13 protein-coding genes are annotated in these 18256 nt (G+C 72.4%); 6 read left to right on the top strand and 7 right to left on the bottom strand.

Features of this window, described 5'->3' with window-relative positions; translation table 11 throughout:
* Nucleotides 1–53: 53 nt before the first annotated feature.
* The gene (locus tag AB0F72_RS08200; protein WP_360427157.1) at nt 54–911 is read right to left on the bottom strand and encodes a substrate-binding domain-containing protein; all 858 of its coding nucleotides are present in this window, start codon (nt 909–911) and stop codon (nt 54–56) included.
* Between the two features lie 55 nt (nt 912–966).
* Between AB0F72_RS08200 and AB0F72_RS08195 the strand changes: the two genes are divergently transcribed.
* The 3 genes from AB0F72_RS08195 to AB0F72_RS08185 are packed head-to-tail and all read left to right on the top strand — an operon-like array spanning nt 967 to nt 3292.
* Nucleotides 967–2112: an ROK family transcriptional regulator gene (locus tag AB0F72_RS08195; protein WP_360427154.1), complete on the top strand. Its 1146-nt coding sequence runs from the start codon at nt 967–969 to the stop codon at nt 2110–2112.
* 50 nt (nt 2113–2162) lie between these two features.
* Nucleotides 2163–2942, top strand: coding sequence for a MerR family transcriptional regulator (locus AB0F72_RS08190; RefSeq protein WP_360427151.1), 780 nt, complete (start codon nt 2163–2165; stop codon nt 2940–2942).
* Nucleotides 2942–3292 (top strand): VOC family protein, encoded by a 351-nt coding sequence (locus tag AB0F72_RS08185; protein WP_360427148.1) that lies wholly within the window; start codon nt 2942–2944, stop codon nt 3290–3292. Before AB0F72_RS08190 ends, AB0F72_RS08185 begins: the two co-directional genes overlap by 1 nt.
* Nucleotides 3293–4064: 772 nt before the next feature.
* On the opposite strand, the gene AB0F72_RS08180 is transcribed toward AB0F72_RS08185, so the two are convergent.
* From AB0F72_RS08180 to AB0F72_RS08170, 3 genes are all read right to left on the bottom strand, one after another.
* Nucleotides 4065–4418, bottom strand: a complete 354-nt coding sequence (locus AB0F72_RS08180) for an STAS domain-containing protein (protein WP_360427145.1) — start codon at nt 4416–4418, stop codon at nt 4065–4067.
* On the bottom strand, nt 4408–5622 hold the full coding sequence (locus tag AB0F72_RS08175; protein ID WP_360427143.1) for a PP2C family protein-serine/threonine phosphatase: 1215 nt from the start codon (nt 5620–5622) through the stop codon (nt 4408–4410). The genes AB0F72_RS08180 and AB0F72_RS08175 overlap by 11 nt, the downstream gene beginning before the upstream one ends.
* A gap of 139 nt (nt 5623–5761) precedes the next feature.
* Nucleotides 5762–6421 carry a TetR/AcrR family transcriptional regulator C-terminal domain-containing protein gene (locus AB0F72_RS08170; protein WP_360427140.1) on the bottom strand — a complete coding sequence of 220 codons (660 nt, stop codon included), beginning with the start codon at nt 6419–6421 and terminating at the stop codon, nt 5762–5764.
* A 79-nt stretch (nt 6422–6500) separates the two neighbouring features.
* Here AB0F72_RS08170 and AB0F72_RS08165 point away from each other — a divergent pair, with 79 nt between their 5' ends.
* Nucleotides 6501–7472 (top strand): NAD(P)-dependent alcohol dehydrogenase, encoded by a 972-nt coding sequence (locus AB0F72_RS08165; protein ID WP_360427136.1) that lies wholly within the window; start codon nt 6501–6503, stop codon nt 7470–7472.
* Here the strand turns inward: AB0F72_RS08165 and AB0F72_RS08160 are convergent.
* Nucleotides 7456–8649, bottom strand: a complete 1194-nt coding sequence (locus AB0F72_RS08160; protein WP_360427133.1) for an FxsB family cyclophane-forming radical SAM/SPASM peptide maturase — start codon at nt 8647–8649, stop codon at nt 7456–7458. The genes AB0F72_RS08165 and AB0F72_RS08160 overlap by 17 nt on opposite strands.
* A gap of 113 nt (nt 8650–8762) precedes the next feature.
* Here AB0F72_RS08160 and AB0F72_RS08155 point away from each other — a divergent pair, with 113 nt between their 5' ends.
* A complete protein-coding gene (locus tag AB0F72_RS08155) occupies nt 8763–11201 on the top strand; it encodes a transglycosylase domain-containing protein (protein WP_360427130.1) in 2439 nt (812 codons plus the stop codon).
* Nucleotides 11202–11296: 95 nt separating this feature from the next.
* Nucleotides 11297–12880, top strand: coding sequence for a peptide chain release factor 3 (locus AB0F72_RS08150; protein ID WP_360427127.1), 1584 nt, complete (start codon nt 11297–11299; stop codon nt 12878–12880).
* 93 nt (nt 12881–12973) lie between these two features.
* On the opposite strand, the gene AB0F72_RS08145 is transcribed toward AB0F72_RS08150, so the two are convergent.
* Together AB0F72_RS08145 and AB0F72_RS08140 are read right to left on the bottom strand one after the other, a co-directional pair.
* Complete coding sequence (locus tag AB0F72_RS08145) at nt 12974–14317, bottom strand: M1 family metallopeptidase (RefSeq protein ID WP_360428368.1); 1344 nt, start codon at nt 14315–14317, stop codon at nt 12974–12976.
* Nucleotides 14314–18213 (bottom strand): Pls/PosA family non-ribosomal peptide synthetase, encoded by a 3900-nt coding sequence (locus tag AB0F72_RS08140; protein ID WP_360428366.1) that lies wholly within the window; start codon nt 18211–18213, stop codon nt 14314–14316. The genes AB0F72_RS08145 and AB0F72_RS08140 overlap by 4 nt, the downstream gene beginning before the upstream one ends.
* Between the last annotated feature and the right edge of the window lie 43 nt (nt 18214–18256).

Genomic DNA, 18256 nt, shown 5'->3' with positions numbered 1-18256 from the left:
ATTAATAATTTATGTAGTCTGAGGATGACGTTCGGCCGTTGCCGGATCCCGGCTCACCGAAGGGGGTGGGTGCTGTCCCGAACCACGATGTGCGCCGGCGGGGCCTGGTAGACCGCGGCCGGCTCCCCCGCCATGGCCGCCAGCATCGCCCGGCCCGCCAGCTCCCCGATCCGCTCCACGTCGTGGCTCATCGCCGACAGGGCCGGCACGGCCAGCTGGCACTGCGCCGAGTCGTCCCACGCCACCATCGAGAGGTCGGCCGGCACCTTCCGGTCCAGCTCGGACGCTGCGGCCAGACCACCGAGCGCCATCACGTCGTTGTCGAAGACGATCGCCGTGGGACCCTTCGCCAGCAGCTCGGACGTCGCCGCGCGGCCGCCCTCGAACGAGTAGTCGCCCTCGGCCACCAGCAGCGTCAGCCCCCGGGCGTCCACCTCCGCCGCCAGCCCGCGCTGCCGCAGCTGCGTGTGCGCGAACTGCGGCGGACCCGTCACGTGCCCGATCACCCGATGCCCGAGCCCGGCCAGATAGCCGACCGCCTCGGTGGCGAACCCGGCGTCGTCGGTCCACACCGTCGGCAGGCCCTGCGCCGTCGACGGGTCCCCGATCACCACGGCCGGCAGACCGAGACCGGTCACCAGCGGCACCCGGTCGTCCACCATCCCGAGATCGACAAGGATCACCCCGTCCACCCGGCGCTGATCCGCCCACCGCTCATAGGTGGCGTTCTCCGCGGCGCGGTCGGTGACCACCTGGACCAGCACCGACACCCCGGCCGGGGTGAGCACGCGCTCCAGGCCTTCGAGGAACTCGTGGTAGTACGGCTCCTCGCCCAGCACCTGCGCGGCCCGCGCCAGCACCAGCCCGACCCGCCGCGGCACCTGACTCACCGGTTCCTCCGGGTCACTCACACGTCCCTCCAGGTAGGGTGTCGCTGTCCGTTCGAGACCCGGAGACACTACCGCGATGGCACGTCGTGAAGCGCCCGCTGCGGGCCCCGGCAGCCGGGCACTCGTCGTCGACGTCATCCGCTCCGCGGCGGCGATCTCCCGCGTCGAACTCGCCGACCTCACCGGGCTCACCCAGCCCTCGATCTCCAACATCGTCCGCGAGCTGATCACCGACGGCATCATCCATGAGATCGGCTCCGCCGACTCGGTGCGTGGCAAACCCCGCAAGCTCATCGCGATCAAACCGGCGAACCGGTTCGGCATCGGATTCCACCTCGGCCCGGACACGCTCACCTGCGTCGCGGTGGACCTGACCGGCGGCGTGGTGGGGCGCGAGGTCGTGCCCCGGCCACCGGTCGAGCGGCTGGCCGGGCAGTTCGAGGACTTCACGGCCGGGCTGGACCTGCCCCGTGGGCGCATCGAGGGGCTGGCGATCGTGACGCCTACGCCGTACCCGGGCAATTCCTCGGCCCGGCACGAGCCGGCGGCGATGCGCGCTGATCTGGCCGATCGGATCGGCCTGCCGGTGATGGTGGAGAACGACGCGGCGGCCGCCGCGCTCGGTGAGTTCTGGAGCCGCCGGGTCTCCCGCGAGCAGGCCTTCGGGTGCATCTATCTGGGTACCGGCATCGGCGCCGGCTTCGTCTTCGGCGGCGCCCTGTTCCGCGGCGCCAGCTTCGACGCCGGCGAACTCGGCCACATGTCGATCGATTACGACGGGCGGCCGTGCCCGTGCGGCAACCGCGGCTGCGTGGAACGGTACGCCTCGATGGCCGCCGTGGTCGCCGACTCCGGCCTCGCCTTCGCCGGCGGGGCCACCACGTCGAGCGCCTACGACGCTATCGCGCGGGCCGCCGTCAACGGTGACGCCGACGCGTTCGCGCTGCTCGACCGGGCCGCCGGGCACCTCGCGGCCGCCGCCACCTCCATGGTCAACCTGCTCGACCTGGGCCGCGTCGTCCTCACCGGACCCGGCGCCGCCCTGGCCGGCTCGATCTACGCCCGCCGGCTGCGCGCCCACCTGGAACGCACCGCACACGCCCGCCAGCGCCACCCGGTCCTGGTGGAACTCTCCGCACAGCCCCGCGACGCCGCCAGCATCGGCGCGGCGGCGCTGGTCGTCCAGGCCGCCGTCGCCCCCGGCCACACCCCGGGCGCCTGAGCACCGGGCCGCGTTGACCTTCGCCCCGGGTGAAGGTCGAGACTGGGTGGGTGAACGGTCTTCTGCCGATCAGCGCGTTCTCCCGCGCGTCGCTGATCTCGGCCAACACGCTGCGGGCCTATCACGAGTCGGGTCTGCTGGAGCCGGCCTCGGTGGACCCGCGCACCGGCTACCGCGGGTACCGGGCCGCCCAGCTCGCGGACGCCGCGGTGATCCGGCAGCTGCGGGACCTGGACGTGCCGCTCGCGCGGATCCGGGAGGTGCTCGCCGCCCGCGATCCCCGGGTGACGCGGCGGGTTCTGGCCGAGCACCGGGAGCGGATGCTGGCCGAGCAGGACCGGCTGGATCGGATCCTGCGGGCCACCGACGACCTGCTCGCCGAGCCGGCGCCGGTCACCCCGGCGGCGGTGACCGAGCGGACGATCGGGCCGGTCCGGGTCTTCAGCGTGACAGCGGCGGTGCGCCAGGACCAGTTCGCCGGGTTCCTGGACGAGGCGTTCGCCCGGCTGACGGCGACCGGGGAGGCCGCCGGGCCGCCGGGCGCGCTCTATCCGGCCGAGTACCACGACGAGGCCGTGCCGGTCACCGCCTACCTGCCCGCCGCGGGTGGCACCGACGAGTTGCCCGGCGGGCGGTTCGCGGTCGCCGAGTTCGTCGGGCCGTACCACGACATGTCGGCCGGTTACCGGGCGCTCGGCGCCTGGCTGGCCGGCAGCGGGCTCACCATCGGCGGTCCGGTCCGGGAGAACTACCTGGCCGGGCCGGGCGAGGTGCCCGAGGACCACTATCGCACCGAGATCTGCTGGCCCGTTCAGCTCCTGGAGGACTGATGCTCGACCTCGCCCACATCACGTTCGACTGCTCGGACGCCGCCGAACTGGCCGGTTTCTGGGCGGAAGCGCTGGGCCGGCCCGTCGACGACGGCGCCGGCCCGCACGTCGCGACCATCGGCGCCGGGCAGGCCGGGCCGACGCTCATGTTCCTGCGGGTCGACGAGCCGAAGACGGCCAAGAACCGCTGCCATCTCGACCTGACCGCCGACGACCGGGACGCGGAGGTGAAACGCCTGGTTCGGCTCGGCGCCACCTACCGCTCCACCCACGACGAGTGGGGGCACAGCTGGGTGGTGCTGCACGACCCGGCCGGCAACGAGTTCTGCGTCGCCCAGCGCACGCCCTGACGAACCCGGCCCCGGCAGCGTGTTGACTTCGGGTGCGGAGCGCGCCCGAACTCAACACACGCCAACGGAAACGCCGCTGCGTGGGGATTTCGGGTGCGGAGTGCGCCCCCATTCAACACACACACCGCCAGCACTGGCAGCCAGCTCAACAGCACTCAGCACCAGCTCGCCACACCCGGCTGGTCGTCAGTGCCGACCTTGCTGGCTGATCGAGGAGCCGTCGTCCGGTAGGGACGTGAGGTGGCGCCGCCCGGTTGTCGATCGTGGAGCGGTGCGGGCGGGCTGGCGCGCAGTGCTCTCGGAACAGGCCTCCGGCAGCACTGGTGACCAGCTCGTGTTGCCCGGCTGGCTGTCGGTGTTCTCGCCGGCCCGGCGGGACAGCACCGAGCGCCAGCCGGACCGCGCGCTTCCACGATCCACCAGCCGAGAACAGCACTGCCGACCAGCCGGACCAGCCGGACCAGCCGGACCAGCCGGACCAGCCGGACCAGCTGGTCGTCGGTGCGCTCGGTCGCGGCAATGTTCCCGAGGTGCGGCATCACCGCCTGCAGGGCCAGCCGAAGCCGGGGCCGGACCGTCCGTCAGCACGAACCGTTGTCACCCAGCGTGCCGGCATCCGCGGTAAACGCGGCGCTGCACGGAAACCCGCGGACGCCCCACGCCCTGCGGAATGACGCAAACCCCACGGCGCTCCACCGTCACCGCCCCAATTCAACACACACCAACGGAAACGCCACCGCGTGGGGACTTCGGGTGCGGAGCGCGCCTGAACTCAACACGCGGATAGGGCGGTCACTGCCTCGTCGACCGTGGTGTGCAGGGGGAACAGGCGGTCCAGGCTGGCCACCCGCAGCGTGCGCAGCACGAAGTCGCGGGCGCCGGCGACCGCCAGCGAACCGCCCCGGCCGGCCAGCTGGTGGTGCAGCTGGACCAGGTAGTTCAGCCCGCTCGAATCGCAGAACGTCACGCCGGTCAGGTCGGCGACGATCCACCGCCCGGTGTGCTCGCGCACCGACTCGGCGAGCACCCTCGTGCTGTCCCGGTCGATCTCGCCGACGGCGATGAGCACGGTGACTTCGTCGGTGACCGCCTCGGTGGTCGCCGTCAGGAAATGATCAGTCATCATCGGCTTTCGTGGTGGGGACGGTGTCGAGCGCGGCCTGGGCCGACCACTGCACCAGCAGCAGGGTGGCGTCGTCGTCGGGTGGGCCGCCCTGGTGGTCGAGAACGGCGTGGGACAGCCGGCGCAGGGTCTCCGGCGCGGGCAGGCGGGTGGCCGCGGAGCGCTCGACGAGGTTCACCAGGCGGTCCACGCCGAAGAACTCGCCCTCCGGGGTACGAGCCTCGGTCACCCCGTCGGTGTAGAGCAGCAGCCGGTCGTCCGGTTCCAGCGCCTCCTCGCCGGGCTGCGCCCTCGGGTCGGCCAGCCCGAGGGGCAGGCGCCGGCCGGCGTCGAGCTCCCGGACCAGCCGGCCGGAGCGCAGCAGCAGCGGCGCCGGGTGGCCGGCGTTGAGATAGCGGATCCGGCCGGTGTCGAGCCGCAGCTCGGCGAGGACCGCGGTGACGAAGCGCAACTCCGCGAAATGCTCGATGAGCGCCTCGTCGGCGGCGCGGGCCTGCTCGGCGAGCCCGCCGCCGGCACGGCGGGCCGCGCGGATCGCGGCGAGCGCGACAGCGCAGGCCACCCCGGCGGTCACCCCTTTGCCGACGGCGTCGAGGATCGCCACGTACGCCGTGTCGCCGTCCAGCGCGTAGTCGAAACCGTCCCCGCCCACCTCGTAGCAGGGTTGCAGCACCGCGCTGATCACCGCACGCGGGCAGCTCACGGTGAGCGGCGGCAGCATCCGCCAGAGCAGCTCGGAGGCGGTGGACATCGGCTGGGAACGGCGCACCAGGTCGAGGTGGTCGCCGCGGGGCGTGGCGGTGGTGATCAGGTGCCCGATCAGGCCGGCGAGCAGCTCGCACTTGCTCACGAAGTCCGCGTCCTGATCGTCCTCGGCTTCAAATTCCATGACGCCGATCCGGTCGGTGCCGTTCACCATCGGCACCCACCACCGGAAGCCGTCGCCGCGCAGCGGGCTGACCCGGGTGAACACCCGCCCGGCCAGGGAGCCGCTGATCGGCAGCGGCTCCGGGGTGTCCCGGCCGGGTTCCGGCAGGGCCCGCAGCGCCACCTGCTCGTAGTCGATCAGCCAGATGGTGGTGCGCAGCCCCAGCGGGGACACCGCCGCGCCGACCCGGCCGGCGACGTCGCCGGGTTGCCACAGGTGTGAGTCGCCCAGCACGGCCTGGAGTGCCTCGAACCACCGCATGTCGCCTGTCCCGGTCACGGCGACACCCTATGCCCGTTGCGTTGCGGCAGGGAAACGCCGCCCGGAACGGCCGGGACGATGACCACTGACGTGTCCCGGCGGCCGCGCTGCGGCAGGGTGCACGCAGGTGGTCGCGCGGATGCCACGGTGCTCTTTTTCAGCCGTACCGGATCGGGGTTGATGTCCAATTCTGATCTTTGAGGCGTTCGAATCCGTCGAGCAGGACGTCGAGGGCGAACTCGAACTCGAACTGGTCGTCGCAGCCGCCGCCGACGATCGAGTCGTTCTCGTGCGCCGCCGCCATGGCGATCTCCAGGACGTGCGGGAAAGGCGTCATGTCCGGTGCTTCCCGGGCGTCGCCGGGGGTGTAGAGCTCCTGGGTGAAGCCGAGGACGCGGCTGCCGAGCGCGTGCATGACGTGGTGGGTGAGGTTCGCGGAGAGGCCGCCGGCGCGGAGGATCCCGATCACCGAGTTCAGGTACGCGAGGATGGCCGGCGTCGGAGCCTGTCGCATTTCGATCGCTCGTGAGGCCCACCGGTGCCGCAGCATCGCCCGGCGCGCCGAGAGGATGCGCTGCCGGACGGCCGGTTTCCACTCGGCGCCGGGGCCGGGCGGGTCGATCTCCGTGACGATCATGTCGAGCATGCCGTCGATCAGCTCGTCCTTGTTCGCCACGTGCTTGTAGAGGGCCATCGGCACCACGTCGAGCTCCTGCGCGAGCCGCCGCATGCTGAGCTGCTCCAGGCCGATCTCGTCGGCGAGCTCGATCGCGGCGCGGAGCACCCGGTCCCGGTTCAGGCGCAGCGTTTTCACCACGGTGGCACGATAGCCCGCTTGACAGGTGTACGTCGTACACCTCACAGTGGGTGTACGACGTACACCTTGGAGGTGCTCGATGAAAGCGCTCGTGCAGGAAAAGTACGGAGAATGCTCGTTCGCCGATGTTCCGATGCCCGTCGCCGGCCCGGACCAGGTGCTGGTGCGAGTCCGCGCGGCATCGGTCAACGCCTACGACTGGCACGTCCTGCGCGGCGATCCCCGGCTGGCGCGGCTCAGCATGGGCCTCACCCGGCCCCGCGCCCGGATCCGGGGCCGGGACTTCGCCGGCCAGGTCGTCTCCGCCGGATCGTCGGTCACCCGGTTCCGGGCCGGCGACGAGGTGTTCGGCGACACCGGGACGGCCGACGGGACGTTCGCCGAGTTCGTGGCGGTCCCGCAGGACCTGGTGGCGCATCGGCCCGCGGGAGTGCCGCCCGAGGCCGCGGCCGCCCTGCCCCTGGCCGGCGTCACCGCCCTGCAGGCGTTGCGCGACGTGCGGCCCGGCCACCGGGTGCTGATCAACGGGGCGTCGGGCGGGGTGGGCACCTTCGCCGTGCAGCTGGCGGTGGCGTCCGGCGCGACGGTGACAGCGGTGTGCAGCGCCCGCAACGCCGAGCTGGTCCGGTCGCTCGGCGCGTCAGCTGTGATCGACTACCGGCAGGCCGACTTCACCGCCGGCGGCGAGCGTTACGACATCGTTCTCGACCTGGTCGGCAACCGGTCGCTGGCCGCGCTCCGCGCGCTGCTGACGCCCGGCGGGACGCTGGTGCTCTCCGGCGGCGGGGTCTACCAGGGCGGCAGCGTTCTCGGGCCGATGCGCCTGATCCTCCGGGCCCAGCTGGCGTCCCGGTTCGCCCGGCAGCGGATCACGGTGCTGACGGCGACGACCAGCCGGGAGTCGCTGACGGCTCTCGCCGAGATGGCCGAGACCGGCCGGATCACGGTGGCGATCGACCGGACGTTCCCGCTGTCGGCCGCCGCCGACGCGATCCGCTATCTGGAGACCGAGCACGCCCGCGCCAAGGTCGTCGTCACTGCCGAGCGGTGAGCGGCGCCAGGTCGGCGGCGACCCGGTCGCTGACGTGCCGGACGAACACCCGCAGGTCCGCGCAGTGCACCGACGGCGACCGGAAACCGGTACCGGGCCGGTACCGGTGGGCGTAGTGGCCACCGCCGCAGACCGCCACCGCGGGACAGCCGAGGCACTCGTCGCCGAGGGCGGCCCGGCCGATCTGGCGGGCCACGATGCCGGGGTGGTCCAGCGCCTCGTCGAAGTCGTCGCGCAGCACGGTCAGGCCGGTGGCGCAGGCGCCGGGATAGGCGGTCTTCAGCGCGTCGGTCTGCTCGATCGCGCCGTCCGACTCCACCACGACCGTCGCGGACGGGCTCAGGCCCAGCTGCTCGCCGCGGGCGGCGCCACCGAGCACCAGGCTCAGCGCGTCGTCGAAGAGCCGGATCCGGACCGGGGAGCGGGCGGCGTACCACCTGTCGAAGACGGCGATCAGCCAGCCGGCGTAGGGCGTCGCCGTGCCGCCGGGACGCCACGGCGGGTGTTCCCAGGTCGCGTGCGGCAGCAGCAGGTCGATCGCCGGCGGGTCGAAGGCAAGCAGCTGCGCGTAGGTGGCGATCGGGTCGGTGGCCGGGTTCACGGTGCAGAGCAGTCCCCCGTACACCGGCCGGTTCTCCGGTCTGCGCAGCAGCCGCAGGGCGCGTTCGACGGCGGCGAAACTGCCGTGCCCGCCGGGGGTGCGGCGATGCCGGTCGTGGTCGGCGGCCGTGCCGTCCACGCTGACGCCCGCCGTGATGCCGTGCTCACGCAGAACGGCCACCGCCGGCTCGTCGAGCAGCACGCCGTTCGTCTGCATCGCGAACTCCACCCGGCAGCTCGCCGGCAGGGCCGCCCGCGCGGCGCGGACCAGCTCCGCGAGCCGGGCCGTGCCGTAGAGCAGCGGCTCACCGCCGTGCAGCACGATGCGCACGGCGGGGAGGCGGTGCCGCCCCGCGTGGGCGGCCAGCCGCGCGAACGCCGCGTCCCGGACCTCGTCGGACATCGTCCGGGGGCGCTCTTTCCAGCTCTGGTCGGCGTGCTCGTACATGTAGCAGTAGTCGCAGGCGAGATTGCAGCGCTGATGGATCTTCAGGACGAATTCCCGGAACGGTACGGGCCGGTGGCCGCCCGCTCGCAGCGCGGCGACGTCGAGTTCCGAGTACGGCCAGTGATTCATCGTTCCTCCGCCTGAATCCTCGCAGGCTTCCCCGGATTGACATCATGGGGTGTGATAGACGCTGATCGCATTGATGGTCACCGGTTGTCGATGGGCACAGGTGGGTGGTGCATGTGAGCTCCTGGATACGGCGACGGGATCACAACCTCGTCGTGAACGCGTTCGTCCTGCTCGTGTGCGGCCTGGTCGCCGGCGTCGTGGTGGCCGCGGCCGTGTTCCCCTACGCGGCGATGTCCGGGCTCACCCTGCGCGCCGGTGAGGAGGCGTTCGCGAGCCTGCCCAGCGAGCTCAAAGCCTTCAAGTCGCCGCAGATCACCCGCGTCTACGCGTCCGACAACAAGACCGCGATCACCCAGTTCTACGACGAGTTCCGCAGCGACGTCCCGCTGACGGACATCTCGAAGCACCTGCGCGACGCGATCGTGGCCGCCGAGGACCGGGAGTTCTACAAGCACAACGGCGTCGACATCAAGGGCGTGGCCCGCGCGCTGGTCAACAACAACCAGGGCGGCCAGAAACAGGGCGCCTCGACGATCACCATGCAGTGGGTGCGGATGTCGCTGGCGTACTCGGCGACCAGCCCCAACGACGTGGTCGAGGCCACCAAGGACACCCCGAAACGCAAGCTCACCGAGATGAAGTACGCGCTGGAGCTGGAGAAACAGCTCTCCAAGGACCAGATCCTCGAGCGTTACCTCAACATCGTGCCGTTCGGGAAGCAGACCTACGGGGTCTTCGCGGCCAGCCGGGTCTACTTCAACAAGTCGCCGAAGGACCTCACGATCGGCGAGGCCGCAATGCTCGCCGGCATCGTGCGGGCACCCTCCGGTTACGACCCGACGACCTCCGACGGGTATCAGGAGATCAAGCAGCGCCGGAACAACTACGTCATCCCGGGCATGGTGGAGATGGGCGCCATCACCGCGGCCCAGGCGAACGAGGCGATCAAGGCGCCGATCCCGAAGAAGGTCCGGCCGGCCAGCAACGGCTGCGTCTCGGTGGCGAAGAACAACTGGGGCTTCTTCTGCGACTATTTCTACCGGTGGTGGATGGACCGGCAGGAATTCGGACCCACCGCGTACGACCGGGAGCGTCGCCTGAAGAGCGGCGGATACCGGATCACCACGACGCTGGACGTGACCGCGCAGAAACGGGCCCGCGCCCGGATCTCCGACCTGATCTCGGAGAAGAACAAGAACGCGCTGCTGCTCGCCGCCGTGCAGCCCGGCACCGGCAAGGTGCGGCTGCTCGCCGCGAACCGCAAGTACAAGCTGGACGACCCGGCCGATCCGCAGAACAAGATCTCCTCGGATCCGCGGAAGGCGAGCCGGGGCCTCCGCGGCTCGTACCCGAACACGACGAATCCGCTGCTCACCGGCGGCGGCGACATCACCGGTTACCAGGCCGGTTCGGTCATGAAGATCTTCACGCTGGTCGCGGCGCTGGAGAAGAACTATCCCCTCGCCTACACGATCAAGGCGGAGAAGCGCTACAAGTCGAAGTACATCATCGACAGCGGCAACGACGCGGCCTGCGAGGGCACCCACTTCTGGTGCCCGAGCAACTCCGGTGGCGGCGGCGAGGGCGTCTACAACATGTGGTCCGGCTTCGGCAAGTCGATCAACACGTACTTCGTGCCGCTCGAGGAACGGGTCGGCGCGGAGAACGTGGTGGCCGTCGCCAAGCGGTTCGGCATCCAGTTCCGGGCCGCGAACGACGCCACCCTGGCCCAGCCCGGCAACGCGCACCAGTGGGGCGCGTTCACCCTCGGCGTCTCGGCCACCACCCCGCTGGACATGGCGAACGCGTACGCCACCCTGGCCGCCGACGGCATGTACTGCCCGCCCACCCCGATCGAGGGAATCGTCACCCGGGACGGCGCGAAACTCGACGTCGGCCGCTCGCACTGCATCCGCGCCACCGACGTGGACGTGGCCCGCGCCGCCGTGGACGCGGCCCGCTGCCCGGTCGGCGACTCGGCGCGGCTCGGCAGCTGCGACGGCAGCACGGCCGGCGACACCCGGCGGGTGGTCGGCCATCCTGTCTTCGGCAAGACCGGCACCACCGACCGGGACAAGACCGCGTCCCTGGTCGCCGGCACCACGTCGCTGGTGGTGGCGGGTTACCTGGTGAACCCGGACTATCAGAACCACAAGGACCGGCTCCGGCACGAGCAGGTCAATCCGGCCGTCTACCGGACACTCGCCGACTACATGGACGACAAGCCGCGGGTCCAGTTCAAACGCCCGGAGAGCCGGAAGATCGCGTACGGCGAGCGGCGCTCCATCCCCGACGTGGAATGCGACACGCTCGGCCGGGCCAGCGACCGGCTGGAACGGGCCGGTTTCACCGTTGACATCGGCCGGGAGGTCGACTCGAACTGCCCGGAGGGCACCGCGGCCGGCACCGACCCGAGCGGCCGTACCGTGAAGAACGGCGTGGTCACCATCGAGGTCAGCAACGGCAAGAGCACCGACCCACCGGTGATCCCCGGCATACCGCTGCCACCCGCGCCGACCCTGCCGGCCCCGCCGGAGAACCCGCCTCGGTGACGACCTTGTCACGTGGATGGCCCGGTGACACCGGAAAGCACCGGTCGGAGAGATACCCTGCGGCAGGTCGAGTCGTGGTCGTGGGGAGCAGAACAGTGAGTCAGAACGCGCTGGCGTCGTCCGGTGTCGCGGTGCAGGCGGGCCGGAGGCGGACGTTCGCGGTGATCTCGCACCCGGACGCCGGCAAGTCGACGATGACCGAGGCGCTGGCGCTGCACGCGCGCGTCATCGGGCAGGCCGGGGCGGTGCACGGCAAGGGCGACCGCAAGGGCGTGGTCTCCGACTGGATGGCGATGGAGCAGCAGCGCGGCATCTCGATCACCTCGGCGGCGCTGCAGTTCTCGTACCGCGACACCGTGATCAACCTGCTGGACACGCCGGGGCACGCCGACTTCTCCGAGGACACGTACCGGGTGCTGACCGCTGTCGACAGCGCGGTGATGCTGCTGGACGCCGCGAAGGGCCTGGAGCCGCAGACGCTGAAGCTGTTCGAGGTGTGCCGGCAGCGCAGCATCCCGGTGATGACGTTCATCAACAAGTGGGACCGGCCGGGCCACGACGCGCTCGCCCTGATGGACGAGATCGAGCAGCGGATCGGGCTGAAGCCGGCCCCGCTGACCTGGCCGGTCGGCATCGCCGGGCAGTTCCACGGCGTGATCGACCGCCGCACCGGCGTCTTCACCCGGATGCAGCGCTCCCCCGGCGGCGCCGACCTGGCCATCGAGGAGGAGATGAGCGCCGAGGAGGCGGCCGAGCGGTACGGCGCGGACTGGGTCACCGCCAACGAGGAGCTGGAGCTGCTCGCGATGACCGAGGCCGACTACGACGAGAAGGAGTTCCTGGCGGCCAAGAGCACGCCGGTGCTCTTCGGCGCGGCGGTCGCGAACCTCGGCGTGCGCCAGCTGCTGAACCTGCTGCTGGAGCTGGCGCCGCCGCCGTCGGCGCGGCCGACCGTCGCCGGGACCGACCGGCCGGTGGACAGCTCGTTCTCCGGGTTCGTGTTCAAGATGCAGGCGAACATGAACCGCACCCATCGCGACCAGGTCGCGTTCGTCCGGGTCTGCTCCGGCCGCTTCGAGCGCGGCATGATCGTGACGCACGCCGGCACCGGGCGGCCGTTCACCACGAAATACGCCCAGCAGATCTTCGGCCAGGGCCGGGACACGATCGACGAGGCGTACCCGGGTGATGTGATCGGCCTGGTGAACGCGACGGCGCTCGGGATCGGCGACACGCTGTACGCCGGGGACCCGGTGCAGTACCCGCCGCTGCCGTCCTTCCCGCCGGAGCACTTCGCGGTGGTGAGCACGTCCGACACCTCGGCGTTCAAACGGTTCCGGCGCGGCATCGAGCAACTCGACGGCGAGGGCGTCGTCCAGGTGCTGCGCTCGGAGCAGCGCGGCGACCAGTCCCCGGTCCTCGCGGCGGTCGGCCCGATGCAGTTCGAGGTCGCCACCTACCGCCTGGAGACCGAGTTCGGCGTGAAGGTGCAGCTCAACCACCTGCCGTACGAGGTGGCGGCACGGACCGACGCGGCCGGCCGGGAGATCCTGCGCACCGAGTCGAACGTCGAGGTGATGACCCGGGTGCGCGACGACACCCTGCTCGCGCTCTTCCCGCACAAGTGGCGGATGCGCACGGTCGCCGGCCGGCACCCGGAGCTGCGCCTCGACGAGTGAACCCGCCCTGTGCGCGATCTTGGCGAATCCGGCGCCCACGGGCCGCCCGCCCACGGGCCGCCCGCAAGTCGCCAAGATCGCGGCGGGAAGGGGTCAGAGCGTCCAGGGCAGCGCCGGGAGCTCCGGGCGGTCCAGCCAGGCGTCGAACAGGCCGTCCAGGGGGTACGGCGCGAACCGCGCGGCGTGCTCCCGGAACTGCTCGGTCGTCACCGTCCGGTGCCGGTGCTCGGCGACCCACGACCGCAGCAGCGCGAAGAACGCCGCCTCGCCGATCCGGGACCGCAGGGCGTGCAGCGTCAGCGCGCCGCGCTTGTAGACCAGCGGGTCGAACATCCGGTCCACGCCCGGGTCGGCGACGGTGACGACGGCCGGCTGGGCGGCGGCCCAGGCGTGCCACCGGGCCGCGTGCGCCGCCGCCGACGGGCCGCCGGAGACCGCGGACCACAGCCATTCCGCGTACGTCGCGAAGCCCTCGTTGAGCCAGATGTGCCGCCAGTCCGCGACCGTGAGGCTGTTGCCGAACCACTGGTGGGCGAGCTCGTGCACGGCCAGCCGCTCGTGGGTGCGCCGCCCGTCGAGGTGGTTGCGCCCGAAGACGGCCATGCCCTGCGCCTCGATCGGGTCGTCCAGGTCGTCGTCGGCGACCACCACGACGTACTCCCGGAACGGGTACGGGCCGAGCATCCGCTCCAGGGCGATCATGATCTCGCCGTGCCGGCCGAAGTCGTGCCGGAACGTGCCGCGCAGCCGTGGCGGGATCGCGGCCCGCTGGACCACCCGCCCCGCCGCCAGCTCGACCAGCTCGTAGCGTCCGACCTGGACACCCATCAGGTACGGGGCGGTCGGCTCGTCCCGCTCGTACACCCAGGTGGTGCTGCCCGCGCCGCGGCGCTGGACGACCAGGTCGCCGGTGACCAGCACGGTGTACGCGGACGGGGCGGTCACCGTCACCAGGAACGTGGCCTTGTCGCCGGGCCGGTCGTTGCACGGGAACCAGGACGGCGCGCCGATCGGCTGGCTGGCGACGAGCGCCCCGTCGGTCAGCTCGTCCCAGCCGATGTCACCCCAGCGGCCGGAGATCGGAGCGGGACGACCGGCGTACCTGATCTCGATCTTGAAGGTGGCGCCGTACCCGATGGGCTTCTCGGGCTTGATCCTGATCTTGTCCGGACGGTGGGTGAACTTCGCCGGCCGCCCGTCCACCCTCACGTCCTGAACCCGGAACTGACCCAGATCGAGGGTGAACCGGGACAGCGGCTGGACCGCCCGCGCCGTGATGACCGCCTTGCCGGCCAGCCGGTTCGACGTCACCCGGTAATCGAGGTCCAGGTCGTAGTGCAGCACCCGGTACCCGCCGTTGCCGTGCCCGGGCAGGTACGGATCGGTCGACTGCTCGGCGCCCGGCCAGGCGCCGACGGGCAGAGGCGCCGGGGTCATCGCCGCCGGGGAGCCGACGACGGCCAGGTCGCGATCGGGTTGCCGAGCCACCGGCTGTCGTCCGGCACGGCGTCGCCACGGGTGACGAGCGAGCCGGGTCCGACGGTGGTGCGCGCGCCGATGCTCGCGCCGGGCAGCACGATCCCGTGCGGGCCGAGCGTGGCGCCCGCGCCGAGTGTCACCTCATCCATGCTCATAATCCGATCATGGAACAGGTGGGTCTGAACCACGCACCCCCGGTTCACCGTCGCGCCGGCGCCGAGCCGCACCAGGTCGTACTCCGGAAGCCAGTGCGTCTCCAGCCAGACGCCCCGGCCGATGCGCGCGCCCAGCGTCCGCAGCCACATGGTCAGCAGCGGCGTGCCGGTGGCGAAGCGGAACAGCCACGGCGTGGCGAGCACCTCGACGAACGTGTCGGCGAGCTCGTTGCGCCACACGAACGACGTCCACAGCGCCCGCTCGGAGACCCGGAACCGGCCGATCAGCAGCCACTTCGCGGCCGTCGCGGTCAGACCGGCGACGATCGCCGCCGCTAACAGCACCGGACCGGCGGCGAGCGCGGCCGCCCACAGGCCGGCGGCCTGCCAGATCCACCCCAGCGCGGCGAGGACCAGCACGGCCAGCGCGCCGGACAGCATCACCGGGACGATCCGGCACAGCTCGATCGCGGCACGGGCCAGCTTCAGCGGCAGCGGCGGTTCGAAGGTACGGCTGGCGTCGCCCGCCTCGACAGTGCGGCGCAGCGGCATCGGCGGGGCGCCCAGCCACGACGAGCCCTTCTTCGCCTTGTGCGGCGCCGACGAGAGCACACCGACCAGGCCCCGCTTCGGCACCGACCGGCCCGGCGCCGCCATCCCGGAGTTGCCCAGGAACGCCTGCTTGCCGATCCGGGCCGGGGCGACCCGCAGCCAGCCGTGGCTGAGCTCGTAGGTGGCGACCATGGTGTCGTCGGCCAGGAACGCCCCGTCGTCGACCGTCGTCATGGCCGGGAGCGCCAGCACCGTGGACGCCTCCACGTTGCGGCCCACCTTCGCGCCGAGCAGCCGCAGCCACACCGGCGTGAACAGGCTGGAGTAGATCGGGAACAGCGCGACCCGGGCCATCCCCATCAGCCGCTCGGTGGTCCACACCTGCCAGGCCACCCGTCCCTGGACCGGGTGGAAGCCTGCCGTCATCCCGATGCCGAGCGTCCGCACCGCCACCAGGACGAGCGTCGCGTAGGCCAGGACGTAGGCGATCGCGGCCGCCGGCACGGCGAGCAGCACCGCGCCGACCGCCGGGCCGTCCACGACCGCCGCGCCGAGCAGGGCCAGCGCCGGCAGCGCGGCCAGGACCGGCACCAGGCCGAGCATCTGGGCGGTCGCGCTGTAGGCGGCCACCCAGAACCCCCGCCCCAGCGGCGAGCGGGCCGGGCGCTGCGACGGCCAGCCCTCGGCGTCCTTGGTGACGGCCGGGACGGCCGGTGACCCGGCCCAGCGCCGGCCGGCCGGCACCGCGCCGGTCACGGTGGAGCCGGCCGCGATCTTCGCGCCCTTGCCGACCCGCGCGCCGGGCATCAGCGTGCTGCGCGAACCGATCCGGGCGCCGGCGCCGATCCGCACCATGCCGACCCGGACCAGATCGCCGTCGACCCAGTAGCCGGAGAGGTCGGCCTCCGGCTCGACCGCCGCGCCCCGGCCCAGCTTCAGCAGACCGGTGACCGGTGGGGCGGAGTGCAGGTCGACGTCCCGGCCGATCTTCGCGCCGAGCGCCTTCGCGTACGTGATCATCCAGCCCGCGCCGGCCACGCCGTTCGCGCCGGTCAGCTCGGCGAGCCGCTCGGCCGCCCAGATCCGCAGGTGCACGCCGCCGCCGCGCGGGTAGTCGCCCGGCCGCACGCCGCGCAGCAGCAGCCGCGCCCCGGCGGCCGCCACCGCGATCCGCCCGGCCGGGCTGAACAGCACCGCCCAGCCGGCGGCCACCCACCACCAGGAGACGTGCGGCGCCCAGGCGAGCAGGTTGCTCGCCGCCGCGAGCACGACGACCCAGCGGAGACCGACCAGCACGAGCATCGGCAGCATCAGCAGCGCCTGGATCAGGCCGGTCCGCCGGGGCGTGGGCCGGACGTCGCGGCGGACCGTGGCCTCCGCGTCCAGCGCCTCGATCACCGCGACCATCTGCGACAGGCGGGGGTTCTGGTAGACGTCGGCGACCGACACCTGCGGGTGCGCCCGCCGGATCCAGGCCACCAGCTGCGCGGCGTTCAGGCTGCTGCCGCCGCTGCTGAAGAAGTCGGCGTCGGCGTCACCCGGCCGCACACCGAGGATCTCCTCCCAGCCGCCGGCCAGCCACTCCTGCGCCGCCGTCAGCTCGGTCTCCGACCCGTCGGCGCGGACCAGCGGCCACGGCAGGGCCGCCCGGTCCACCTTTCCCGACGTCCGGGTCGGCAGCGCGTCCACCACGGCGAGCAGCGGCACCAGCGCGGCCGGCAGCTGCTCGCGGATCCGCTGCGTCGCGGCCGCCACGTCGAAGCCGGTGATCGGGTCGTGCGGCACCAGGTAACCCACCAGCAGCTGGTTGCCGGCGGCGGTCCGCTTCACCGCGGCGGCCGCGCCGGCCACGCCGGGCAGCGCCTGCAGCGCGGCGTCCACCTCGCCCAGCTCGATCCGGCGCCCGCCGAGTTTCACCTGCTCGTCGCCGCGGCCGAGGAACAGCAGCCCGGCCGGCTCGGCGCGCACGATGTCCCCGCTGCGGTACGCCCGCTGCCAGCCGAGCGACGGCAGCGCGGCGAACTTCTCGGCGTCCTTGGCGGCGTCCAGGTACCGCGCCAGGCCGACGCCGCCGATCACCAGCTCGCCGGTCTCGCCCATCGCGACGGGCTCGCCGTCCGGGCCCACCACGGCGAGTTCCCACCCGGCCAGCGGCAGACCGATCCGCACCGGTCCCTCGCCGGTCAGCCGCGCCGCGCAGGCGACAACCGTCGCCTCGGTCGGGCCGTAGGTGTTCCAGACCTCGCGGCCCTCGACGGCCAGCCGCTCACCCAGCTCCGGCGGGCAGGCCTCGCCACCGAAGATCAGCAGGCGGACGTCCTCGAGCGCCTCGACCGGCCAGAGCGCGGCGAGCGTCGGCACCGTGGACACCACGGTGATCCGCTGCTCGGCCAGCCACGGGCCCAGGTCGACGCCGCTGCGCACCAGCGAGCGCGCGGCCGGCACCAGGCAGGCGCCGTGCCGCCAGGCCAGCCACATCTCCTCGCAGGACGCGTCGAAGGCCACCGACAGGCCGGCCAGGACGCGGTCCTGCGGGCCGAGCGGCTCGGTGCCCTCGTCGGTGAGGAAGAGCTGCGCCTCGGCGTCCACGAACGCGGCCGCGGAGCCGTGCGAGACCGCCACGCCCTTCGGGGTGCCGGTGGAGCCGGAGGTGAAGATGATCCAGGCGTCGTCCGCCGGTCCGGGCCGTCCGGGACGGCCCTCGGGGGTACGGCGCATCGACACGGTCAAGCCGTCACCCAGGACGGCGCACACGCCCGCCTCGGCGAAGACCAGGTCGGCGCGTTCCTCGGGGTCGTCCGCGTCCACCGGCACGTACGCCGCGCCGGCCGCCAGCACACCGAGGATCGCGAGGTAGAGGTCCGCCGACCCGGAGGAGATCCGGACACCCACCCGGTCGCCGACGCCGACGCCGTGCCCGGCCAGCGTCTCGCGCAGCTCCTCGACCTCGTCGGCCAGCTCCCGGTAGGTCAGCGGGGTCACGCCGGCGTCGATCGCGGGGGCGTCGCCGTGGTCGCGCACCGTGGCGTCCAGGATGTCGAGCAGCGTCCGGCGGATCGGGGCGGACCGCGAGCGGAACAGCGCCGGCTGTGCCTCGTGTCCGGAATCGATCTCAGAAAGCTCGATCAGTCGCAGGTCAGTGGTCACGGTCACCGGGCGCGCTCCATCTCCACCACAGGGTTCATCGGCC

Source organism: Actinoplanes sp. NPDC023936, from assembly GCF_040639325.1.
Taxonomy (GTDB): Bacteria; Actinomycetota; Actinomycetes; order Mycobacteriales; family Micromonosporaceae; genus Actinoplanes.
Note: the sequence above shows the minus strand (reverse complement) of the source record. Positions and strands in the feature narration are given on the sequence as shown.

Bases quoted from the DNA above. Each gene is read 5' to 3' on its own strand.
- AB0F72_RS08195 (WP_360427154.1), top strand. From the start codon at position 967: ATGGCACGTCGTGAAGCGCCCGCTGCGGGCCCCGGCAGCCGGGCACTC.
- AB0F72_RS08185 (WP_360427148.1), top strand. From the start codon at position 2,942: ATGCTCGACCTCGCCCACATCACGTTCGACTGCTCGGACGCCGCCGAA.
- AB0F72_RS08180 (WP_360427145.1), bottom strand. From the start codon at position 4,418: ATGATGACTGATCATTTCCTGACGGCGACCACCGAGGCGGTCACCGAC.
- AB0F72_RS08165 (WP_360427136.1), top strand. From the start codon at position 6,501: ATGAAAGCGCTCGTGCAGGAAAAGTACGGAGAATGCTCGTTCGCCGAT.
- AB0F72_RS08160 (WP_360427133.1), bottom strand. From the start codon at position 8,649: ATGAATCACTGGCCGTACTCGGAACTCGACGTCGCCGCGCTGCGAGCG.
- AB0F72_RS08145 (WP_360428368.1), bottom strand. From the start codon at position 14,317: ATGACCCCGGCGCCTCTGCCCGTCGGCGCCTGGCCGGGCGCCGAGCAG.